Annotated in this window: 19 protein-coding genes; 18 read left to right on the top strand and 1 reads right to left on the bottom strand. The window is 40.5% G+C overall.

Features of this window, described 5'->3' with window-relative positions:
- Positions 1 to 24: 24 nt before the first annotated feature.
- The 6 genes from G7064_RS16335 (at position 25) to G7064_RS16360 (ending at position 6,043) form a co-directional block, all read left to right on the top strand.
- Positions 25 to 876: an FkbM family methyltransferase gene (locus G7064_RS16335; protein ID WP_166074416.1), complete on the top strand. Its 852-nt coding sequence runs from the start codon at positions 25 to 27 to the stop codon at positions 874 to 876.
- Between the two features lie 21 nt (positions 877 to 897).
- Positions 898 to 1,935 carry a glycosyltransferase family 2 protein gene (locus tag G7064_RS16340; protein ID WP_166074417.1) on the top strand — a complete coding sequence of 346 codons (1,038 nt, stop codon included), beginning with the start codon at positions 898 to 900 and terminating at the stop codon, positions 1,933 to 1,935.
- Positions 1,936 to 1,955: 20 nt separating this feature from the next.
- Positions 1,956 to 3,083 carry a glycosyltransferase family 4 protein gene (locus G7064_RS16345; RefSeq protein WP_166074418.1) on the top strand — a complete coding sequence of 376 codons (1,128 nt, stop codon included), beginning with the start codon at positions 1,956 to 1,958 and terminating at the stop codon, positions 3,081 to 3,083.
- Positions 3,084 to 3,125: 42 nt separating this feature from the next.
- Entirely contained in the window at positions 3,126 to 4,004 is an 879-nt protein-coding gene (locus G7064_RS16350; protein WP_166074419.1) for a glycosyltransferase, read from the top strand.
- Positions 4,005 to 4,022: 18 nt separating this feature from the next.
- Positions 4,023 to 4,847, top strand: a complete 825-nt coding sequence (locus tag G7064_RS16355; RefSeq protein ID WP_166074420.1) for a DUF5672 family protein — start codon at positions 4,023 to 4,025, stop codon at positions 4,845 to 4,847.
- A 749-nt stretch (positions 4,848 to 5,596) separates the two neighbouring features.
- Positions 5,597 to 6,043: a hypothetical protein gene (locus tag G7064_RS16360; RefSeq protein WP_166074421.1), complete on the top strand. Its 447-nt coding sequence runs from the start codon at positions 5,597 to 5,599 to the stop codon at positions 6,041 to 6,043.
- A gap of 94 nt (positions 6,044 to 6,137) precedes the next feature.
- Here the strand turns inward: G7064_RS16360 and G7064_RS16365 are convergent, their stop codons facing one another.
- Entirely contained in the window at positions 6,138 to 6,575 is a 438-nt protein-coding gene (locus G7064_RS16365; protein ID WP_166074422.1) for a hypothetical protein, read from the bottom strand.
- 247 nt (positions 6,576 to 6,822) lie between these two features.
- On the opposite strand from G7064_RS16365, the gene G7064_RS16370 reads away from it, so the two are divergent.
- The 12 genes from G7064_RS16370 to G7064_RS16425 all read left to right on the top strand — a co-directional run bounded on the left by G7064_RS16370 (position 6,823) and on the right by G7064_RS16425 (position 18,970).
- A complete protein-coding gene (locus G7064_RS16370; RefSeq protein ID WP_166074423.1) occupies positions 6,823 to 7,899 on the top strand; it encodes an acyltransferase family protein in 1,077 nt (358 codons plus the stop codon).
- A gap of 74 nt (positions 7,900 to 7,973) precedes the next feature.
- The gene (locus tag G7064_RS16375) at positions 7,974 to 8,717 is read left to right on the top strand and encodes an alpha-1,2-fucosyltransferase (protein ID WP_166074424.1); all 744 of its coding nucleotides are present in this window, start codon (positions 7,974 to 7,976) and stop codon (positions 8,715 to 8,717) included.
- Positions 8,717 to 8,881 carry an alpha-1,2-fucosyltransferase gene (locus tag G7064_RS23305; RefSeq protein ID WP_410505556.1) on the top strand — a complete coding sequence of 55 codons (165 nt, stop codon included), beginning with the start codon at positions 8,717 to 8,719 and terminating at the stop codon, positions 8,879 to 8,881. The genes G7064_RS16375 and G7064_RS23305 overlap by 1 nt, the downstream gene beginning before the upstream one ends.
- Before the next feature lie 184 nt (positions 8,882 to 9,065).
- The gene (locus G7064_RS16385) at positions 9,066 to 10,172 is read left to right on the top strand and encodes a glycosyltransferase (RefSeq protein WP_166074427.1); all 1,107 of its coding nucleotides are present in this window, start codon (positions 9,066 to 9,068) and stop codon (positions 10,170 to 10,172) included.
- Between the two features lie 60 nt (positions 10,173 to 10,232).
- A complete protein-coding gene (locus G7064_RS16390; protein ID WP_166074428.1) occupies positions 10,233 to 11,366 on the top strand; it encodes a glycosyltransferase family 61 protein in 1,134 nt (377 codons plus the stop codon).
- A 205-nt stretch (positions 11,367 to 11,571) separates the two neighbouring features.
- Entirely contained in the window at positions 11,572 to 12,708 is a 1,137-nt protein-coding gene (locus G7064_RS16395; protein ID WP_166074429.1) for a DegT/DnrJ/EryC1/StrS family aminotransferase, read from the top strand.
- A 1-nt stretch (position 12,709) separates the two neighbouring features.
- Entirely contained in the window at positions 12,710 to 13,642 is a 933-nt protein-coding gene (locus G7064_RS16400) for an NAD-dependent epimerase/dehydratase family protein (RefSeq protein WP_166074430.1), read from the top strand.
- A 495-nt stretch (positions 13,643 to 14,137) separates the two neighbouring features.
- Complete coding sequence (locus G7064_RS23310; RefSeq protein ID WP_410505557.1) at positions 14,138 to 14,299, top strand: acyltransferase; 162 nt, start codon at positions 14,138 to 14,140, stop codon at positions 14,297 to 14,299.
- 73 nt (positions 14,300 to 14,372) lie between these two features.
- On the top strand, positions 14,373 to 15,380 hold the full coding sequence (locus G7064_RS16410) for a glycosyltransferase family A protein (protein ID WP_166074432.1): 1,008 nt from the start codon (positions 14,373 to 14,375) through the stop codon (positions 15,378 to 15,380).
- Positions 15,381 to 15,579: 199 nt separating this feature from the next.
- Complete coding sequence (gene gmd, locus G7064_RS16415) at positions 15,580 to 16,692, top strand: GDP-mannose 4,6-dehydratase (protein WP_133273806.1); 1,113 nt, start codon at positions 15,580 to 15,582, stop codon at positions 16,690 to 16,692.
- Between the two features lie 94 nt (positions 16,693 to 16,786).
- Entirely contained in the window at positions 16,787 to 17,941 is a 1,155-nt protein-coding gene (locus tag G7064_RS16420) for a glycosyltransferase family 61 protein (RefSeq protein WP_166074433.1), read from the top strand.
- 51 nt (positions 17,942 to 17,992) lie between these two features.
- Complete coding sequence (locus tag G7064_RS16425) at positions 17,993 to 18,970, top strand: glycosyltransferase (RefSeq protein ID WP_166074434.1); 978 nt, start codon at positions 17,993 to 17,995, stop codon at positions 18,968 to 18,970.
- Positions 18,971 to 18,972: the final 2 nt, after the last annotated feature.

Genomic DNA, 18,972 nt, shown 5'->3' on the forward strand with positions numbered 1-18,972 from the left:
TTGAGAAAGTAAATCTTAAAGTCTATGAATTTAAAAAGTTTATTGCATCGCACCACCATTGGTAGATATAATTACGTCAAAAATTTCAAGCCTATTGGAATTACTTTTGAGGAGTACAGCGACTATATTTATAAAGGATTAAGTGAAAATAAAAGTGGATTTACCAAATCAAAAATATTCGGCGTAGAAATTAATAGGATTGGTACATACTCATTTATACAGAATGTTGAAGAGGTTTTAATTGATGAAGTATATAAATTTAACGCTGGTAAGCAAAATCCTTATATTATTGATTGCGGAGTTAATATAGGTTTGAGTGTAATATATTTTAAAAGGCTTTATCCAAATGCAAAGATAGTTGGGTTTGAACCAGATGATAAAATCTATGAAGTGTGCAAGGAAAATCTTAAATCCTTTGGCTTTACAGATGTGATTATGCACAATGCAGCTGTATGGAATACTGATGGTGAGTTAAGCTTCTTGCCGAATAATTCACTTGGAGGTATGGTAGTGAATGATGATGCATCATTAGGCGAAATTAAAAAGGTTAAAGCAATTCGTTTAAAAAACTTGCTGCGTGAGAAAGTTGATTTTTTAAAAATAGATATTGAAGGAGCTGAATTAGAAGTGCTAGCTGATTGTCAAAGCGAATTGAAGAATGTTGAGCTTATGTTTGTTGAATACCATAGTTCGATTTTACAAGAGCAAGAGTTAGATAAGTTATTGAGAATAATAACGGATTCTGGATTCCGTTATTATATAAAACATGCGTGGGATTATATGGAATTTCCATTTATCGACTACAAAAAATATAACAACAGTAATATTGCAAATGACCTGCAATTAAATATTTTCGCATATAGACCCTCTTTTTAAAGTTTTTTGGTAGATTTTATAATGGACGAAATTGCGCCAAAGGTTACGGTAATCATTCCTAATTACAATCACGCTAGATACTTGCCACAGCGGATTGAAAGTGTTTTGAATCAAAGCTACAATAACTTTGAAGTAATAATTCTTGACGATTATTCTACTGATAATAGTCGTGAAATAATTGAACGTTATAAAGATAGTGACAAGCGCATACGTGTTGTATATAATAATCAAAATAGTGGTAGTACTTTCAAGCAATGGAATAAGGGTTTCAATCTAGCTAAAGGACAGTACATCTGGATAGCTGAGAGCGACGATTACGCTGACTTATATTTTTTAGAAAAATTAATAGTCATACTTGATTCTGATGATCACATAGGACTTGGTTATTGCGATTCATGGCATGTATTTGAAGAGCAAAACTCTATTGAAAGAAATACTAAATTATACTCTGAACTAGATTCCTATCTATGGACTACAAATTTTGTGATTGATGGCATTTATTTAGTTAAAAAATTTATGTCTTATCGTAATATAATTCCTAATGCTAGTGCAGTATTAATTCGCCGTAGTGTTATTCAACAGGTAGAACCAGCTAATGAAAAAATGAGATTAGTAGGTGACTGGCTGTTTTGGGCAAGTATTATGGCTGTGTCAAAAGTAGCATTTGTTGTTGAGCCATTAAATTTTTATAGACATCATAATAATAATGTACGTAGTAGAACTCTTATCAATGGTGTTTATTATTTAGAACTAAGTAAACTGTTAGGAATAATAAAAAAATATGGAGAACCAGATAAGCTTTTCTTTGGTATAATGGTAGACAGTATTTTAGAAATGTGGTTAAAAAGTATGCTAGAATACCAAATTCCATTAAGGAGACATTATATAATTTATAAAAATTTGACTGGTTTGAGCCCGGACATTAAGAGAAAAACTGATTTTGAGCTTAATAAATTTTTATTTTCCAATAAATTAAGTGGTCTAAGGCAAATAATGGGTGATGGAATATTGTATCCTATTTTGCGGCGCTTGAGAAGTGATTTTGATAGTAAGAAATAGATTTTCTTAAAATGTTTTAAATGAGAATTTTATTTTTCACCCCCTTTGCTGGTCGAAATGGTGCTGAAATGATGCTCTGGTATATTATCAAGCACATTAATAAGGATGAATTTTCATGTGCATTGTTTAGCGGACATAGAGGTCCTCTCATTGATGAATTACCTGAGTCAGTTCCCTTCTTTCTGCCGTACGTGCCTTTGAAGCAAACCCTACGGCAAAGAATAATCGCAAAAGCAAAGAATAAAATATTTAAACAAGATAAAATTGATGATCTTTATAAAAAATCCGTAGTCGACGCACATAATAAGTTTAAGCCTGATATTTGGTATATTAATACAGTTCTTTGCCCTGAAGCAGTATCATTAGCTTTAGAATTAGGCGTACCTTACGTGGTTCACTTCCATGACATGCTTTTTATATATCAGCATATTACATATAATAATTTAAAAAATGCAGTAGAAGGTGCTCAATTATTAGTAGGCTGTTCCAATGTGGTTTGTGATAAGCTTAAGATAATGGGAGGAACTGATATTGCATTACATTATGAATGTATTGATACAAATAATATAATAGTAGATAAAAAAAATACAGAAAAATTAAGGAAAAAATTAAATATAAATAATTCTTTCGTTTGGATTATGTCAGGTTCTGTTGAGTATCGTAAAGGGACAGACCTAATACCTTTGATTGCCCGATCGCTTGATAAGTCGGTAACTATATTATGGATTGGACCTGGTTCATCAGGCTACTCCTACTATATAGAAAAAGAATTAAAATACTATGGAATTGAAAATGTAATTATGCTTGGTGCTAAATCCGATGATTATTACGATTATTTGTCATTAGGGGATGGACTAGTGTTGACTTCCAGAGAAGACCCTTTTCCATTAGTTATGATTGAAGCTGCTGCAATGGGGTTGCCAATTGTTTCATTTAATTCGGGTGGTGTTAAAGAGTTTGTTAAAGATGGTATGGGTATCGTAATAGATTCATTCGATACATTAGATTTGATCAATGCTATGCAAAAAGTTAGTAATAATGAAATCAATTTAAATAAAGACATATCAATTGCAAGAGCTAATGAGTTTGATGCGAAGATTCAGGCTCAATACTGGCAGGATATGATGCTGAGTAAAAATTTTGTTTAAGATTCTATAATAATCATAGAATCTTAATACCGCGAAATAGGTATGATATCAATTGTTATTTGCTCCCGTAGCGCAGAAATGCTGAGTAGCGCTGCCAAAAGTATAGAAGCAACGATTGGTTTACCATATCAGATAATTGATATCGATAATAGCAAAGGCAGATATTCTATATTTGAAGCTTATAATTTAGGGATTGAAAAAAGCCAGTTTAATATTCTGTGCTTCATGCATGAAGACGTTGGCTTTATCACGAGTGGGTGGGGAGAGAAGGTTATAAATGCTTTTCACGACAATTCTAAGCTAGGATTACTAGGAGTAGCAGGTAGTAGCTATAAATCTTTGGTGCCTTCTGGATGGTCCTTTGCTACAGCTACAGATAAGGCCTTGCACATGAATGTTGTTCAACATTATAAAACCGACGGCTCCAGCGTTCACGACTACAACAATCCACGAAGCGAAACCTTATCTAAAGTAGCAGCTGTTGATGGGGTCTGGTTTTGCACTACGAGAGAAGTCGTCAATCAAATAAAATTTGATGATACCATCTTTAATGGTTTCCATTGTTATGATGTTGACTTCTCGTTGAGCGTACTGCAGCAATATGATGTAGCTGTTACATATGAAATCTTATTAAATCACTTTTCTGAGGGTAGTTTTAATGATGGTTGGCTCAGCGATACTATCAAACTTCATAATAAATGGAATCGTGTATTGCCTATTAATCTCGATAATTTATCTGCTGATGCTGTAGCTCTGGAAGAGACGAAAGCTTTTTATGCTATTCTACCCAAGCTATCTGGTAAGCGACAACTTTGCTTGGATACGTTGAAGGTGCTATGGAAATCTAATGTGATTGCTCGGGTGGGAGTTAAAATGTTTACCCGTATGAATCTATTATTACTTAAAAAATCATTGGAATAAGTTGATCGCCTTTACCAAATGAAACATAATGTTGTTGTTGTTATTCCTGTTTATAAGCAATACGCAGAGCTTAGCGTAGGTGAAATAAAATCCTTACAAACAACGTACAAGGTTCTAGGTGCTTATGATATAGTTTTAGTCGCACATAAAGGCATTGACACGACAGCGTATTATTCCAAGCAAGAGCCGATTCCTTCAATAAGAACGCTTAATTTCGACCCAAGCTATTTTACTGGTCTTGTAAGCTATAGCCAGCTATTATTAAGTCTGGAGTTTTATAAATGCTTTGCCAACTATGAGTATATGCTGGTTTGCCAGCTCGACGTTTTTGTTTTTGCTGACAAGCTCGATTACTTCATAGGGAAGGGGTACGATTATATTGGGGCCCCTTGGTTTGAGGGCTACCACGCTGCTGCCCCTGAAAGCCCCATCCTGGGAGTTGGTAATGGTGGCTTTTCCTTACGGAAAGTAAAGTCGTTTCTGACGGTTCTGTATGCTTTAGAGATATTCAGTGGTCGTAAGCCGACTTTTCAAACAGTTAAAACTGTTGCGCAACATTGGGTGTCTGTATTGCGAGTGGCTAAACACGAGTACCATCGGCGCACCAGAGCCTACGATGCCGCCCTGCCGTGGGAAACACCTCTGTACGAAGATGGTTACTGGGCAACTATAGTCAAGACGTTCTTCCCCTGGTTTACCATCGCAACTGTAGAGGATGCAACAGCTTTTGCGTTTGAGGTTAATCCGAGTGTGTTATATAGGCTTAATAAGGAGCAATTACCTATGGCATCGCATGCCTGGGAGAAGTACGACCCTGAGTTCTGGAAGCAACATATACAGTAGCTAGTGTGCTCACTATAGCTTGACTGTTCGAGAGCTACTAAGAGTTATTTTAAGCTTATGCTTGTAAGCAGAACACAATAAATGGCTAAGTAGCCGTATCATATAAACTATTTTGGTTAGCAGACTAATTTTTCTATTTGTTAATTAGAAAGAATTAGTAAGATTCTGAGGATTAGAATATTACGAACTATGGAGGCCAAAGGCCTATATAGTTAGTGGATGTTAAAGGGTATGCCACAAGACTATGCTAAATAGTGGTTTGAAGCCCTGTATCACCCTGCTAGATATACAGTTGCCTTACTAATATTAACACTTTGCGTGGGTGGCTTCCTGCTTTTGCATACAGGATACATTGTATATAATCAGCGTTTTAGAGTATCTGATCGGATTTGAAAAAAAGTGTTTTGTAAATCCTGAGTGCGCAGAAATTCCATTATAACGTGTCGCTGATCATACGCCATTATGCTAGTACACTACTACTAGTCCAGCCTTTACCGCTAACAATCTTTTCAGGTTGTGTGAGTCTTCTTCCAATAAGTGTGGATTAAGCGATGGTATAATAGCTGGTAGAAGGCCAACGTTACCACTAAGTTGAAAATGGACAATTTGATCTTTTATAGTTCATATTGCTAATGGAACTAGTATAAGGTGTTTTTTATATAAATGTTTAAAGATCTATTTTAAATTAAGCAATTGAACTGTACTTTCGATTTATAAATAATTCAAAAAAATCTTAAAATTTTACTAGAATGAAAAAAGCTCTACAATTACTTCGCGTTGCTATGCTTTTTGGTAGCGGTATTCTGGCTAGTGCTTGTGCTAAAGAGTCAGAAAATGTATCTCCTAAACTACAAATTGTGAGGTCGTCGAACCTTTATATTCCTGGAACTCTAAATCCAGTTAAGATAGGTGAGACTTGGCCACAAGGCCCTGATGCAACTAACTTAGGGTGCGACGTTACTATGACTTTGCTTACTCACAAAATAACTCCCAAAGGGGAAATCGATACATGGGCAGGAACAATACCAGCATCTAGTTGCAGACCTACTACAAAACATATGTCGAATAAATCATTTACGCTTGTAATAGATGGTGAAAGTTACACTTATCAAATTCATACAGTAGCTGAAACCAATGGCAACGTAAGCATGCGTACTAATTGGAATCTAAGTACTGACCGTTCAGATGATTTATAGGTTTTCCTGCATACACCTTTTTGCTTTTGCCACATAATAAAAAAGCCCTGACAAGTGTCGGGGCTTTTTTATTATGTGGCAAAAGCAAAAAAAACTATTTTTTGCTTTTGCCTTTAGCTTTTAGGGTACCAGTATAGGTGATGCTACCATTAGTTTCTGTAACAGCTACTGTATCGTATACACGTCCTTTTGTGGGGCCTTCTACGGTTTCAGTATGGGTAGAGTTAAAAACAACACGCTGTGTAGGACGCTGATTTGCTGGCAGCATACCAGTTAATACAGAAGTGGAATTGCCTGATGGTGTAATGACAAATTTTACCTGTTTAAGCATTACCACGGCATCTGGGGCTAAAGTTGGAATGCCAAGGCTAGCATTGCCTATTGCGTACTCCTTGTCTGTTTTGCTAACGAAGGCACCATGGCCTTGTTGCACAGCTGTTCGTACAGCATTTTGAGCGAGTACTGCGTTTCCCGCTAGGCAAAAGCTAATTAGGAAAGTAAAACTTGCTAGTTTGTGCTTGATATTATTCATGAGATTGTGAAATTAAATGATGCGATTGAACGAAAATGATATACTTATTGGCAGATTAACAAATAGTGCACCAATACTTAGATTTTAATATAATAGTAAAGACAAGCGGTAAAAACAGGTCTACACTCATGAGCTGATTAAAATGAAAGGTTAGCCTTTCTGTAATGCATTACCACTAGGCGAAGATGAATAGCAACTCGCTACTTATCTTCGCTTTTTTGTTGCCTTTATTCTTTGGTACTTATCAATGGAAACTATTACTACAAGTGCTAGTTCACTACATAGCAATAACTTAAACTTTCTGCGCTTATTTTTTGCTTCCTTAGTACTGGTAGCACACGGACCCGAACTCCGTGATGGTGACCGTTCGCGAGAACTATTAACTCGCGCTTTTGGTACAATTAGTTTTGGTGAGTTCGCAGTAGCTGGGTTCTTTATTTTGAGTGGCTATCTAATAGTAGGGAGTTGGCAGCGTCGGCCTCAGGTAGTAGATTTTATAGAAAAGCGTATCCGACGTATTGTCCCAGGGTTTATTGTTGCGTTTGCTGTCTCAGTTTTTGTTGCAGCTCCACTGGGGGCACAGGATGCAGCCGCTTACTTTCATGAGTTAAATTATCGAGCCCTCTTCAGTATGGCTGTGCAGCTTAAACACCCACTGGAGCTTCCTCCTAACTTTGTAGGAACTCCTTATCCTTATGTGAACGGTGCAATGTGGACCATCGAATTTGAGGTGAGATGCTACGCATTGGCTCTGCTCTTTGGTTTAGCTGGGGTTAGCCGTCAAAAAGGTGTCTGGTTGATAGTATATATTGTAGCATTAGGCCTGATGCTAATGTCAGATCAGGTAAGGACACTGAACCTACCTGGACAAAAGTGGTATTTGGTCAGCCCTCCAGAGTTTATAAATTTTGTGGCTTTTTTTAGCGCCGGAGCCTGTTTTAAATTGTTTGGTGTAGTATCTCGCGGCAGATGGGCAGTAATTGCCGCAGTAGCCTTACTATTCTTATTGACAACACAGCACGATCTAGCTCTGTTGGGTTTAGCGACTGTTGGCGCATATGCCCTATTTTGGTTCGCATTCGCGAGCATTCCATTACTTACTTCATTCCAAAGAATAGACGATATTTCTTACGGTCTCTACTTATATGGGTGGCCCATACAGAAACTCTTGGATTGGTATTTACCTAGTGTATCTATATGGCTTTTAATTCCATTAGCTCTGCTTTTCGCTAGCCTATCAGGGTATATAAGTTGGAACTTGATTGAAAAGCCATTCTTACGAAGTAATAAAGGTGGAACTGTGCCAATAAAAGTATTGGTCTGAAGAGTTTATAATGGAATTAGCTGAGTCGTGATTTCCGTAGCATTTTAGCTGCTTATTCTAATAATACGAGTCAAATGATTGTAGTCAAGTTGGTTGGAGGCTTGGGTAACCAAATGTTTCAGTACGCTTTGGGCCGAAAACTGGCGTTGGCGAAGCAGCAGGAGTTGCGGTTTGATTTTCGATTTCTGGAACGTAGCCTAATTACTAGCACCCCCCGCGCCCTTGAGCTACATGTGTTCCCGGCTGTTGAGCCTCACCTGATAGCTGCTTCCGCGTCGCAGCTGCGTCAGAGCGACCAGTACCTTGACTCGACTTTGTTTAAAGCATACAACCGTGGTCGGAAATTGATGGGTATGACCCCGGCTTTTTCCTTAACTACTGATTATTACTCGCTGGCGTATAAGCCGGAGTTTCTGCAAACTCAGGGGGAGTTGGTGTATGTAGATGGCTTGTGGCAAAGCGAAAGATGGTTTGATCAGATTGCGCAATCCATCCGCAACGACTTTGTTTTTCCATCGTTTGTTAGCGCGCCTGCGCAAGAAATTGCCCCCCGGATTCGCACTACCAATTCCGTTTCCCTGCACATTAGGCGCGGTGACTACCTGACTGAAGCCGAGGCCGCCAAGTACGCAAGCGTATGCTCACTCGAATATTACGAGCATGCCATAGATGAAATAGTTGCGAAAACTGGAAAAGACATTACAGTTTATGTATTCTCGGATGATATAGCCTGGGCAGAGCAAAATTTAAAGGTTCCTTATCCATGCGTGTTTGTAAAAAATGCCCCCAGCAGCCTAGTCATGAGGATATGCACCTGATGAGCTTGTGCCAACACCATATTATTGCCAACAGCACTTACAGCTGGTGGGCTGCGTGGCTGGGGAGCAACCCAGCCAAGGTGGTGGTAGCTCCCCACATGTGGTTTCCTAAGATCAATGTAACATCAGAGATGATTGTCCCATCTACTTGGGTTAAGCTTTAGGAAAGGCTATCTTTCTCATTGTATGAAGTATGGCTGCAATTCTCCTATGTGATAGCCATTCGCGGTTATATGTATTTATGTATGCCTGTTACATTCTAGCCCAAATCAGGCAAACTTATTTCTCTCGCTTATCTTCGCGCAGTGTTCACGTCAGGCTGATCATGTTATACTAAGCGATTTACCTATGCTGCCGGAGAGTAACAGTGTGCAAGTGGTGCCGGCGGGTGTTTCTTTTTTGATATGCACTTATAATAGTGCCTCGCGCATTAGTGAAACACTCACCTGCCTAGCCCGGCAGGCTGCAGACCCAGCTATTCCGTGGGAGGTAATTCTAGTCGACAACGCCTGTACAGACGGCACCACGGAGAAAGCCGAGGCTCATTGGAGAGAGTTGGGTACATCAGTTCCCCTACGGCTATTTAAAGAACCCCGCCCCGGTAAGAACTTTGCTGTCAAACTTGCCTTTAGTCAAGCGCGTTACCAGTACGCCTGTATCGTAGATGACGACAACCGGTTAGCTTCTGACTATCTGCAAATTGGCTTCGATGTATTGCAAGCCAATCCTCAAGTAGCAATAGTTGGGGGGCAAAATACAGCCACTTTTGAGGTGTCTCCACCTAGTTGGTTTCCACTTTTTCAGGCGAATTATGCTGTCGGAATCCCTGTATATAAAGTGGGCTCCGATATAAAGCCGCTGCCCGATGGTAATATCGGTTCCCATATCCTTTGGGGAGCGGGCATGTTTATTCGGCTCGAACTCTGGCACAAACTAACCCAACTCGAATTTAAAAGTCTCTTTGCTGGTCGTCAGGGGACAAAAGTGCTGACTGCGGGAGAAGATGATGAGTTGTGTTATGTGGCGCAGCTATTAGGGTATGAGGTATGGTACTGGTCTGGGCTTCGGCTTGAGCATTACATGACCGCGAACCGCCTAACACCCACTTATCGAAATCGGCTTTATTATTCGCCCGTTTGGGCCGCATCCCGATTAGGGGCTTACCGGAACGCATTGCTTACAGCAAACGAAAGCAACTCCGATACGACTACGCATTTAATAAAGGACTTTTTGTACATGAGTTGGGGCGCTTTCCGTCAGATAGTATCTATGCGTTTTGTTAGAGCACTATTCATAGATGATAAACTATATCTGATGGACTGTAAACAACAGATGTTTACTATTTTTAATTATATACTTGATTTTGGAAATATCATCGGGTACTATAAATCTGTGGACGAGTTGAAGCAAAAAATAAAAAAATCGGGATTGAAAATAGGTAGTGCGATGTATTAATATAGATTAATCGATTTTTTGTAACCAAGGAATTAAAATACATACTTTCTTTGAGTAGATATGGGGGGAAACTATTTGTATTCATTTCTTAAAGGTCTTACAGATTCTTGCGTTAAAATAGTATATAAAATTCTTCCTGAATGGAAGGAAGAAGGGATAGAAGTATTACCTGCTGTAGCTCCAACATCGCCTAAGCTTCCTGTCAATTTCGATAGTCTGCCGCCTCAGGTTGCCAAGTATTTCCAGGAAAGTACAGGGTTGCCTGCGCGTCATATATATCGGCTAAAGCACGTTCATGTCTCTTGGCAAACAATCATTTTTAGGAACCTAAGAATATTTTTAAAAGGGCTGCCTCATCCTAGAGAAGAAAAGCATTATACAGATGCCTACCTGCTGAAGCAGTGGGTTGTTGATCCAGTAGAGCTTCCCCCAACAGTTACTCAGGCGGCATTGGTGCATGATCTATGGTCTGTAGATAACTACTATCATTGGATAGCTGACTCCTTACCACGGTTGCTCATACTGCGTCAATTGTATCCTGCTTGCTTACTACTAGTCCCGGAGCCTATTCCGGAATACGTGCGCACAAGTACATCCATTTTAGGATTTAAGCATCTGCTGGTAATACAGGATAAGCAAATCGTTAAAGTGCCCTTATTACTGTTGCCAGAGTATGCCGCACCGCCTGGCTTCCAGGATGCATCTTTGATGCGGCAACTCCGAGCCGAGATAACAAATGCCATCGGCCACCAGCCCCCGCCGCAGCCACATCGACGTTTATATATATCACGTGCACGTCAAAATAATCGCCGATTGGTAAATGAAGCAGCCATTATTCCAATCCTGACGCAATACGGGTTCGAGGTAGTTTATTTCGAAGGGCTTGAATTTGCACAGCAGGTTCAGCTCATGCAGGAAGCAGCTGTTGTTATGGGCATACACGGTGCCAACCTGACAAATATTTTATTTATGCAGCCAAACACAACTGTAATAGAATTAATAAATGAGGAGAAGCTAGTAGTACTTGATAACCAAGACTTCGAAAACCTTATCTATTATCGTATGGCTTCCAATATGCAGCTTCACTATTATAATGCGCCTTGTAAGCCCTCAGTCAAGGGCGATACAACTAATAGAGCAGATGTCATAATAGATGAATATTTATTAAATGAAATATTAATTGATCTGAAATAATTCTTTCATTTAATCAATTTTTTAACAGCAGAGGATATTGTGCGCATTTAATAATTGTGAAGAAAAGTATCTAATAAGATTATACATTGTTATTATATAATTTTTCCGAAGGCTTTGATAGTGTTTTGGCAGATGAATCAGATATATCAAATGAGTTAGGCAGAATACAATTACTTTTGCGGGCTCATATTAAGCTCGAATAGGTATGGCTGGCCAACTAGATATATCCATTACAATGGGGAATATTTCAATGTTCAATACTTTCGTTCACCCCTCAGCTCAGTCAAGGGTTTCGGAAGTGTTAAGTACTACTTTCCTGAGTGAAGGAAAACTAGTAAAAGAGTTTGAAGCGCGTCTAGCTTCAGAGCTAGGTATGGTAAATCCAGCAGCTTTGAACAGTGGTACTAGTGCTCTTCACTTAGCTATGGCCGTAGCAGGTATTGGTCATGGTGATGAGGTGATAATGGCCCCCCAGACATTCATTGCTTCCGCTATTTCAGTTGTACAAGAGGGAGCTACTCCGGTTTTTGCTGATATTCAGTATGAGACTGGCAATATTGATCCAGCATCAATAAAAGGTAAGATTACAGAACGTACGAAAGCTATAATGGCAGTGCACTGGGGTGGTTACCCGTGCGATATGGATGAGATCCATGCCTTAGCACGTCAATACAACTTAATTGTAATTGAAGATGCTGCTCATGCTCCAGGAGCTACCTACAAGGGTCGAGCAATTGGCTCAATATCTGATTTCACCTGTTTCTCTTTTCAAGCTATAAAACACCTGACTACAGGCGATGGTGGTGCCTTATGCTGCACAGGCTCAGAGAATGCCCGTGAAGTATTTCGGCGCCGTTGGTTTGGTATTGACCGGGCTCACTCGCCAGTATCTGAAATAGGTGAACGAGTATATGATTTAACGGACGTCGGATATAAGTATCATTTGAGCGACTACGCTGCTGCGTTGGGCTTAGCTAATTTGGAAGGCTTTGAAGAGCGTATGCAGTACCGGAGGCGGCTGGTTCGTCAATACCATGATGGGCTGAGCCAAGTTAGCGGGGTTACACTCTTTGAGCACAAGATGGATCGTGAAAGTGCACATTGGTTATTTGGCTTCCACGTAGAGAACCGTCTAGAATTCATTCGAGCATTAAAAGCTAAAGGAATTGCTAGCTCAGTTGTACACGACGGCATAGATAAAAATACTCTGTTTGGAGGAAAAAAAATGGATTTAACCAACCAGCGTCGCTTCGACGAAACGCAGATTCACATTCCTCTACACGATGCACTTCTACCGGACCAAATAGAATATATTATTAATACGATTAAAAAAGGCTGGTAAAATGAAAGTAGTAGTATTTGGAGCCAACGGATTCGCGGGCAGCAATGTCGTAGAGGTGTTGCGTGAAAACGGGGTTGAGCCTATTCAAGCTTCGCGGAGCACTGGTTTAGATCTGCGTGATACACGGCAGGTAACAGAGTTCTTAAGTAAGCATCGTCCTAAGTTCATCATTAACTGTGCTGCGCATGTAGGCAGTCTTAATTATGTGACGGAGCAGGCTGCAACTGTCATCGCTGACAATACACGCATGATTATGGGCATGTATGAGGCTGTGGCTATTGCTTGTCCATTGGCTATCGTAATAAACCCCATTGCAAACTGTGCTTACCCAGGTAATGCTGAAGTCTATCGCGAAGAGGAGTGGTGGAACGGTCATATTCATCGCTCGGTGTTGGCCTATGGCTCAACGCGGCGCTTATTATGGACAGTTGCTGAAAGCTTCCAGATGCAGTATGCAGTGCGCAGTATCAATTTGCTTACTCCCAATATGTATGGTCCTCATGATTCAACTGACCCTAATAAGGCTCACGCACTAAATGCCCTGGTATCAAAGTTTGTAAAGGCTGAAAAAATAAAGCAACCTGAATTGCCTATATGGGGCACAGGTATTGCCATTCGAGAGTGGTTATACGCTCGTGATTTCGCCCGCCTGGTATGGGAAATTATGTTGCTTCCTGATAGGCCTGGCCTAGAAAAACCATTGAATTTAGCTCAAAACGATGGTCTTAGTGTAAAAGAACTGGTAGATATTATTCAGTTAAAGTTCGACTATCAAGGCAATGTAGTATGGGATCATAGTAAGCCTGATGGCGCCCCAAAGAAAGTAATGGATGATACTCGCTTTCGGCAAGTGTTTCCTGAATTTCAATTTACTGACTTCGAGCAAGGTATTACCAATACGATTGCCTATTACGAGTCGGCATTCCCTTACTAAATGTCAAAGAGGTAAGTAAGAAGTTAGTTTATCCTCAAACCAATCGCAACCTTCCATTAATCAAGAATACAACCTTCGCTAACCATGAGTGATCACAGGATACCAGTTAAATCCGCTCAGTATGATAAGTCCTTGTTAAAGGGATGTGGTGAAGATGTGTTTGTAAGTGTTAATGTTGAAATACGCCGGCCTCACTTGGTAACATTAGGTAGCCATGTAGCAATTGACTCAGGCGTGTACATAACAACTGCCGCACAGATTGGCGATTATACCCATCTGTCACCCTATATCACAGTAATAGGTGGCGCGCAGAGTACACTCATAGTAGAAGACTTTGTGACTATAGCCGCTGGTAGCCGCCTTATTTGCGGTTCAGATCGGTTTATGGGTGATGGCTTTACAAGTGTGACTGCGCCTGAGCAATACAGAGACACCGTAGACTTTGGGACCATTCGTTGCGCCAAATTTTCTGGTATCGGCACTAATGTGGTAATTATGCCCAACGTGACGATTGCTGAAGGCAGTGTGATAGGAGCCTGCTCCCTTGTAACTAAGGACACTGAGCCCTGGACTATATACGTGGGAGTACCCGCACGTCCTATCAAAATTCGGCCTCGTGCGAAAATGTTGGAGTATGCAAAGCAGCTAGGGTATTAAGTCTAGCAATGAGGCTTTGTAGGAAGATATAGATTGGCCTTCCGCTGCTCCAAACCACAGATTTTCTCGCATTATGGCAACTTACACTCTTTCCTATATTCTCACCACCTACAATAAACTGCCGTACCTGAAGCAGGTGCTGGAGCGGTTGATGGCGGCCCGTCAGGAAGATGAAGAGATCGTCGTGGCGGACGGCGGCAGTAAGGATGGAACGGCCGAGTATCTACAAAGTTTATATGCTGCCGGGCAGATTCAGCAATTCATCTCCGAGCGCGATAAAGGTGAGGCGCACGGATTTAATAAATGCATGCTGATGGCCCAGGGAGAGATTATCAAACTCATTACTGATGATGACGCCTTTTATTATCCGGCTATTCGGGAGAGTAAACAGTTTATGTTAGCACACCCTGAGATAGATGTGCTATCGGGGAACACGGGACTTATTCAATTGGAGAATTTAGCCCAAGCCACTATATATGAAGATGTGGCCAATAATTTCCGCCGCTGGTTAGATAGCAAAGAAGTAGTTTGGATGATTGGTTTACCCTTTTTAATAAGGCGTAAATCGTTAGCAATTACGGGCTTATTTCATACCGGCGTTGTACAAGTGGATACGGAGTTTACATACCGAATTACCAGCCTGAATGTGAATCTTGCTTGGAGCACAGCGATGCTAAGTGTTCGCATCGAAAATCCTCAAAGTAACTTTCGGGTGATGAATCAACGGGCAGGGCGAAGTGCTAGTGACTTGGAAGCAGACCGTATGCGCTTCTACTACGATAAATCCATTGGGGACAGTTTCCAAGATTTCGTGCGATACAAGTCTGGCTGGATCGAAATGTTGAAAGCTCCGATACGTCCTATAAAGCGCAGGCTATTTGAAGTATTTAAGTGGGAGCAATATAATGGTAACCAAACAGTGCCTACTGGCTATGATAGCTCTAACATTATATCTGGGGAAAGCATGGAGAAAATGATTAACAAGGCATTTAAAGTGGCTGATGAATTTATGGAAAACTATAACAAAACTCATACAGTCGAATACCTCTATCGCAAAGATGAGGTAAAGAAAGTCTTATAGTGAAAACGCTTGTAAACCTGTAACATAAAGCATTAAACAATCGTATTCGGCGGTCACTACTTAGGTGGAGAATAAGAAAGAGAATTCCCTATTTTGGTTACATGACTGAGAGAGAGTACTTTTGCTGCTTCTCCTAGATTTTACTCCGCTTTACAAATCGTAAAAAAGAAATTTGGTATCTAATTCAAAAAATGCTCATATGAAAGTAGCCTTAGTAACTGGTATTACCGGACAAGATGGTGCTTACTTGGCTGAACTTCTGCTAGAGAAAGGCTATATGGTTCATGGGATTAAGCGACGCTCGTCGTTGTTTAATACCGATCGGATTGACCACCTCTACCAAGACCCACACGATAATAATGTTCGCTTCAAGCTTCATTATGGTGATCTCTCCGATTCAACCAACCTGATCCGTATAATTCAAGAGGTACAGCCAGACGAGATATATAATCTTGGGGCAATGTCTCACGTTAAGGTTTCATTTGACACACCTGAATACACAGCAAACGCAGATGGTATTGGTACGCTACGTATTCTGGAAGCTGTGCGTCTTTTAGGACTTACAAAAAAAACGCGTATATACCAAGCTTCTACATCTGAATTATATGGCTTAGTACAAGCTGTACCACAATCGGAGACTACGCCTTTTTACCCTCGTTCACCTTATGCAGTAGCCAAACTTTATGGCTATTGGATTACCGTAAATTATCGAGAGGCATATGGCATGTTCGCTTGTAATGGCATCCTGTTCAACCATGAAAGCCCGTTGCGTGGGGAAACTTTCGTAACACGTAAGATAACGCGTGGTACTGCCCGTATCGCGATGGGATTACAACAGAAAATCTATTTAGGTAATTTGGATGCACGCCGTGACTGGGGGCATGCGAAGGACTATGTAGAGGCCATGTGGCGAATTTTACAGCAAGACGAACCCGAAGATTTCGTCATTGCTACAGGTGTCACTACGACCGTGCGCGATTTTGTAAAGATGGCTTTTGAGGAAGTAGGAATAGAGTTAGCTTTCGAGGGTGAAGGAGCAAATGAAAAGGCTCGAGTGGTGCGTTGCGATAATCCTGATTATCAAGTAGCTGAAGGGACCGTGGTGGTAGAAGTAGATCCGAAGTATTTCCGCCCAACAGAAGTGGAGTTATTGATTGGTGACCCTACCAAATCTCAACAAAAGCTGGGATGGACTCCCACCTACGATTTGCCAGCTCTTGTTCAAGACATGATGCAAGCAGACCTGAATTTATTCAAACGGGATGCTTACTTGATGAAAGGTGGGCACAAAGTGTTCAACTATCATGAGTAGATAGTTAGCACTATTTAGTTTTATTACGAATACTGTCACCTATATGCCTCCGACTGGTAAGTTGGAGGCATATACTTTATAGCCTCATAATACAATGGCTACCCCTCCTCGTCCGCGTCCTAGTAGATATCAAAGAGTTAAAAAGGTTTTTGATTACCGATTAAGTAAAATAGGACAAGCTTTAAGCGATCCAATACAAGCTTCAGAATATGAAATAGCGCCTGTTCCTACTGATGCTATTTGTCCTTTACCAGCGAATATCTCAATGGTGCCGGCAAACTTTATACATTTTTATAAAGAGGTATTTACTGAAGTAACGCCTAATTTTCGACAAGTAATATACCGTGTAAAAAATGTAAATGTGGCATGGAATGGCACTGTATTAAAAGGATTAAGAGTATTGGTATCCAGTTTGCCACAACCGCGTATGGAGGCGGAGTTCACAGGCACTTTTTTATTAAGACAGCTGAGCAGCCGTAACGCTCCGGAATTAAAAGCGGGCCCTGTAGGACTCGCTTTTGATAGTTGGTCAGGTAATTATTTTCATTGGATCGCTGAAGTTTTACCACGCCTGATGCTTCTGAGTAAGCAACAGCCCAACTGTTTAATATTATTGCCCGGACCAACGCCGCCAGAATATGTTACTTACACTGTTGACGCGCTCGGCTTTAAGAATACATTCGTTCTAGGACCAAGTGATATAGTACATATAAGAGACCTTTGGATGCCAGCTCGTCCAGGTCGCCATGGATATATGGTTCCTTCATTGGTACGTGAGGTGCGTGAAGCCATAATGACTTATCTGCATTCTTACCTTTTCCCATCCCTCAAGGCAACACGCCGTATTTACGTCTCGCGGAATCGACAGCAATGGCGACATCTAACTAATGAAAGTGAAGTATTGAAAGTGCTCGAACGCTATGGCTTTGAAACTATCTACTTCGAAGGTCTCAGCTTTGTCGAACAGGTTCGTACAATGTATGAAACATCAATAATGATTGGGATACACGGGGCAAATATGACCAACTTAATGTTTATGACACCCGGAACTAACGTTATTGAGATGATGAGTGAAACATATTTGAATCCAAGTTACCTTTCAATGGCATCTAGTATCGGTGTATTTTACTCTGTTGTTCCCTCAAAATTAGGTTCACCGTTAAATGTAGAGCATAACTATGCAGATATTACTGCTGACCCAGATTTAGTCGAGCAAGTCCTCCGTACAGTAATAAGCAATCATTATTAAAGGTTGTTGATATAACAATGACTTGCTCCAAACCACAGATTTTCTCGCATTATGGCAACTTACACTCTTTCCTATATTCTCACCACCTACAATAAACTGCCGTACCTGAAGCAGGTGCTGGAGCGGTTGATGGCGGCCCGTCAGGAAGATGAAGAGATCGTCGTGGCGGACGGCGGCAGTAAGGATGGAACGGCCGAGTATCTACAAAGTTTATATGCTGCCGGGCAGATTCAGCAATTCATCTCCGAGCGCGATAAAGGTGAGGCGCACGGATTTAATAAATGCATGCTGATGGCCCAGGGAGAGATTATCAAACTCATTACTGATGATGACGCCTTTTATTATCCGGCTATTCGGGAGGCCGCTAGCTTTATGATCAAAAATCCTGCGATTGATGTTGTAATGGGATATAACGCAGCTACTCAATCTAATGATTTAACATTTGCAAAAATAAAGGAAGATCCAGCTAAGGATTATCAGCGTTGGTTAGAGCATGGTACCCCTTTTTGGATGATTGGTTTACCTATTTTGATTCGTCGCTCCATGTTAGCACTTACAGGTATGTTCAATACCGGTGTAGTTTTAGTAGACTTGGAATTTGTATATCGTATTACTAGTCTAAATGTAAATATCGCTTGGTGCACTGCTGTATTAAGCATGCACATAAGTAATCCAAACGGCAATTTTAATCGAATGACTAAAAAAGACCGTATGGCAGAATATAATCGCATCACAAAGTTCTTTATTACTAATCCCAAACGCCGAAGCACTGGTGAGGTTATTCGTAATACAATTGAATCTATAAAGCGTCCGTTACGTCCCGCTAAAAGAGACTTTTTTAACAACATGGGATGGAACCAATATCAAGATCCTGAACGATTTGACACTGGGTATATACACAATCCTAATGAAGATCCGATAAAGTCAGCATTTGTTATCTGTGATCTTTTTTTAGATTCTCAAAATGCCAATCGGTTAATTGAATTTCTGTATAAAGAAAAAGAAATTAGTAAGGTATTTAAACAATAACG

The sequence above is a fragment of the Hymenobacter sp. HDW8 genome, from assembly GCF_011305775.1.
Taxonomy (GTDB): domain Bacteria; phylum Bacteroidota; class Bacteroidia; order Cytophagales; family Hymenobacteraceae; genus Hymenobacter; species Hymenobacter radiodurans.

Bases quoted from the DNA above. Each gene is read 5' to 3' on its own strand.
- G7064_RS16410 (WP_166074432.1), top strand. From the start codon at position 14,373: ATGGCAACTTACACTCTTTCCTATATTCTCACCACCTACAATAAACTG.
- G7064_RS16400 (WP_166074430.1), top strand. From the start codon at position 12,710: ATGAAAGTAGTAGTATTTGGAGCCAACGGATTCGCGGGCAGCAATGTC.
- G7064_RS16390 (WP_166074428.1), top strand. From the start codon at position 10,233: ATGGGGGGAAACTATTTGTATTCATTTCTTAAAGGTCTTACAGATTCT.
- G7064_RS16375 (WP_166074424.1), top strand. From the start codon at position 7,974: ATGATTGTAGTCAAGTTGGTTGGAGGCTTGGGTAACCAAATGTTTCAG.
- G7064_RS16365 (WP_166074422.1), bottom strand. From the start codon at position 6,575: ATGAATAATATCAAGCACAAACTAGCAAGTTTTACTTTCCTAATTAGC.
- G7064_RS16340 (WP_166074417.1), top strand. From the start codon at position 898: ATGGACGAAATTGCGCCAAAGGTTACGGTAATCATTCCTAATTACAAT.
- G7064_RS16335 (WP_166074416.1), top strand. From the start codon at position 25: ATGAATTTAAAAAGTTTATTGCATCGCACCACCATTGGTAGATATAAT.
- G7064_RS16370 (WP_166074423.1), top strand. From the start codon at position 6,823: ATGGAAACTATTACTACAAGTGCTAGTTCACTACATAGCAATAACTTA.
- G7064_RS23310 (WP_410505557.1), top strand. From the start codon at position 14,138: ATGCCCAACGTGACGATTGCTGAAGGCAGTGTGATAGGAGCCTGCTCC.
- G7064_RS16425 (WP_166074434.1), top strand. From the start codon at position 17,993: ATGGCAACTTACACTCTTTCCTATATTCTCACCACCTACAATAAACTG.
- G7064_RS16420 (WP_166074433.1), top strand. From the start codon at position 16,787: ATGGCTACCCCTCCTCGTCCGCGTCCTAGTAGATATCAAAGAGTTAAA.
- G7064_RS16345 (WP_166074418.1), top strand. From the start codon at position 1,956: ATGAGAATTTTATTTTTCACCCCCTTTGCTGGTCGAAATGGTGCTGAA.
- G7064_RS16385 (WP_166074427.1), top strand. From the start codon at position 9,066: ATGCTGCCGGAGAGTAACAGTGTGCAAGTGGTGCCGGCGGGTGTTTCT.
- gmd (WP_133273806.1), top strand. From the start codon at position 15,580: ATGAAAGTAGCCTTAGTAACTGGTATTACCGGACAAGATGGTGCTTAC.
- G7064_RS16360 (WP_166074421.1), top strand. From the start codon at position 5,597: ATGAAAAAAGCTCTACAATTACTTCGCGTTGCTATGCTTTTTGGTAGC.
- G7064_RS23305 (WP_410505556.1), top strand. From the start codon at position 8,717: ATGAGCTTGTGCCAACACCATATTATTGCCAACAGCACTTACAGCTGG.
- G7064_RS16395 (WP_166074429.1), top strand. From the start codon at position 11,572: ATGGCTGGCCAACTAGATATATCCATTACAATGGGGAATATTTCAATG.
- G7064_RS16350 (WP_166074419.1), top strand. From the start codon at position 3,126: ATGATATCAATTGTTATTTGCTCCCGTAGCGCAGAAATGCTGAGTAGC.
- G7064_RS16355 (WP_166074420.1), top strand. From the start codon at position 4,023: ATGAAACATAATGTTGTTGTTGTTATTCCTGTTTATAAGCAATACGCA.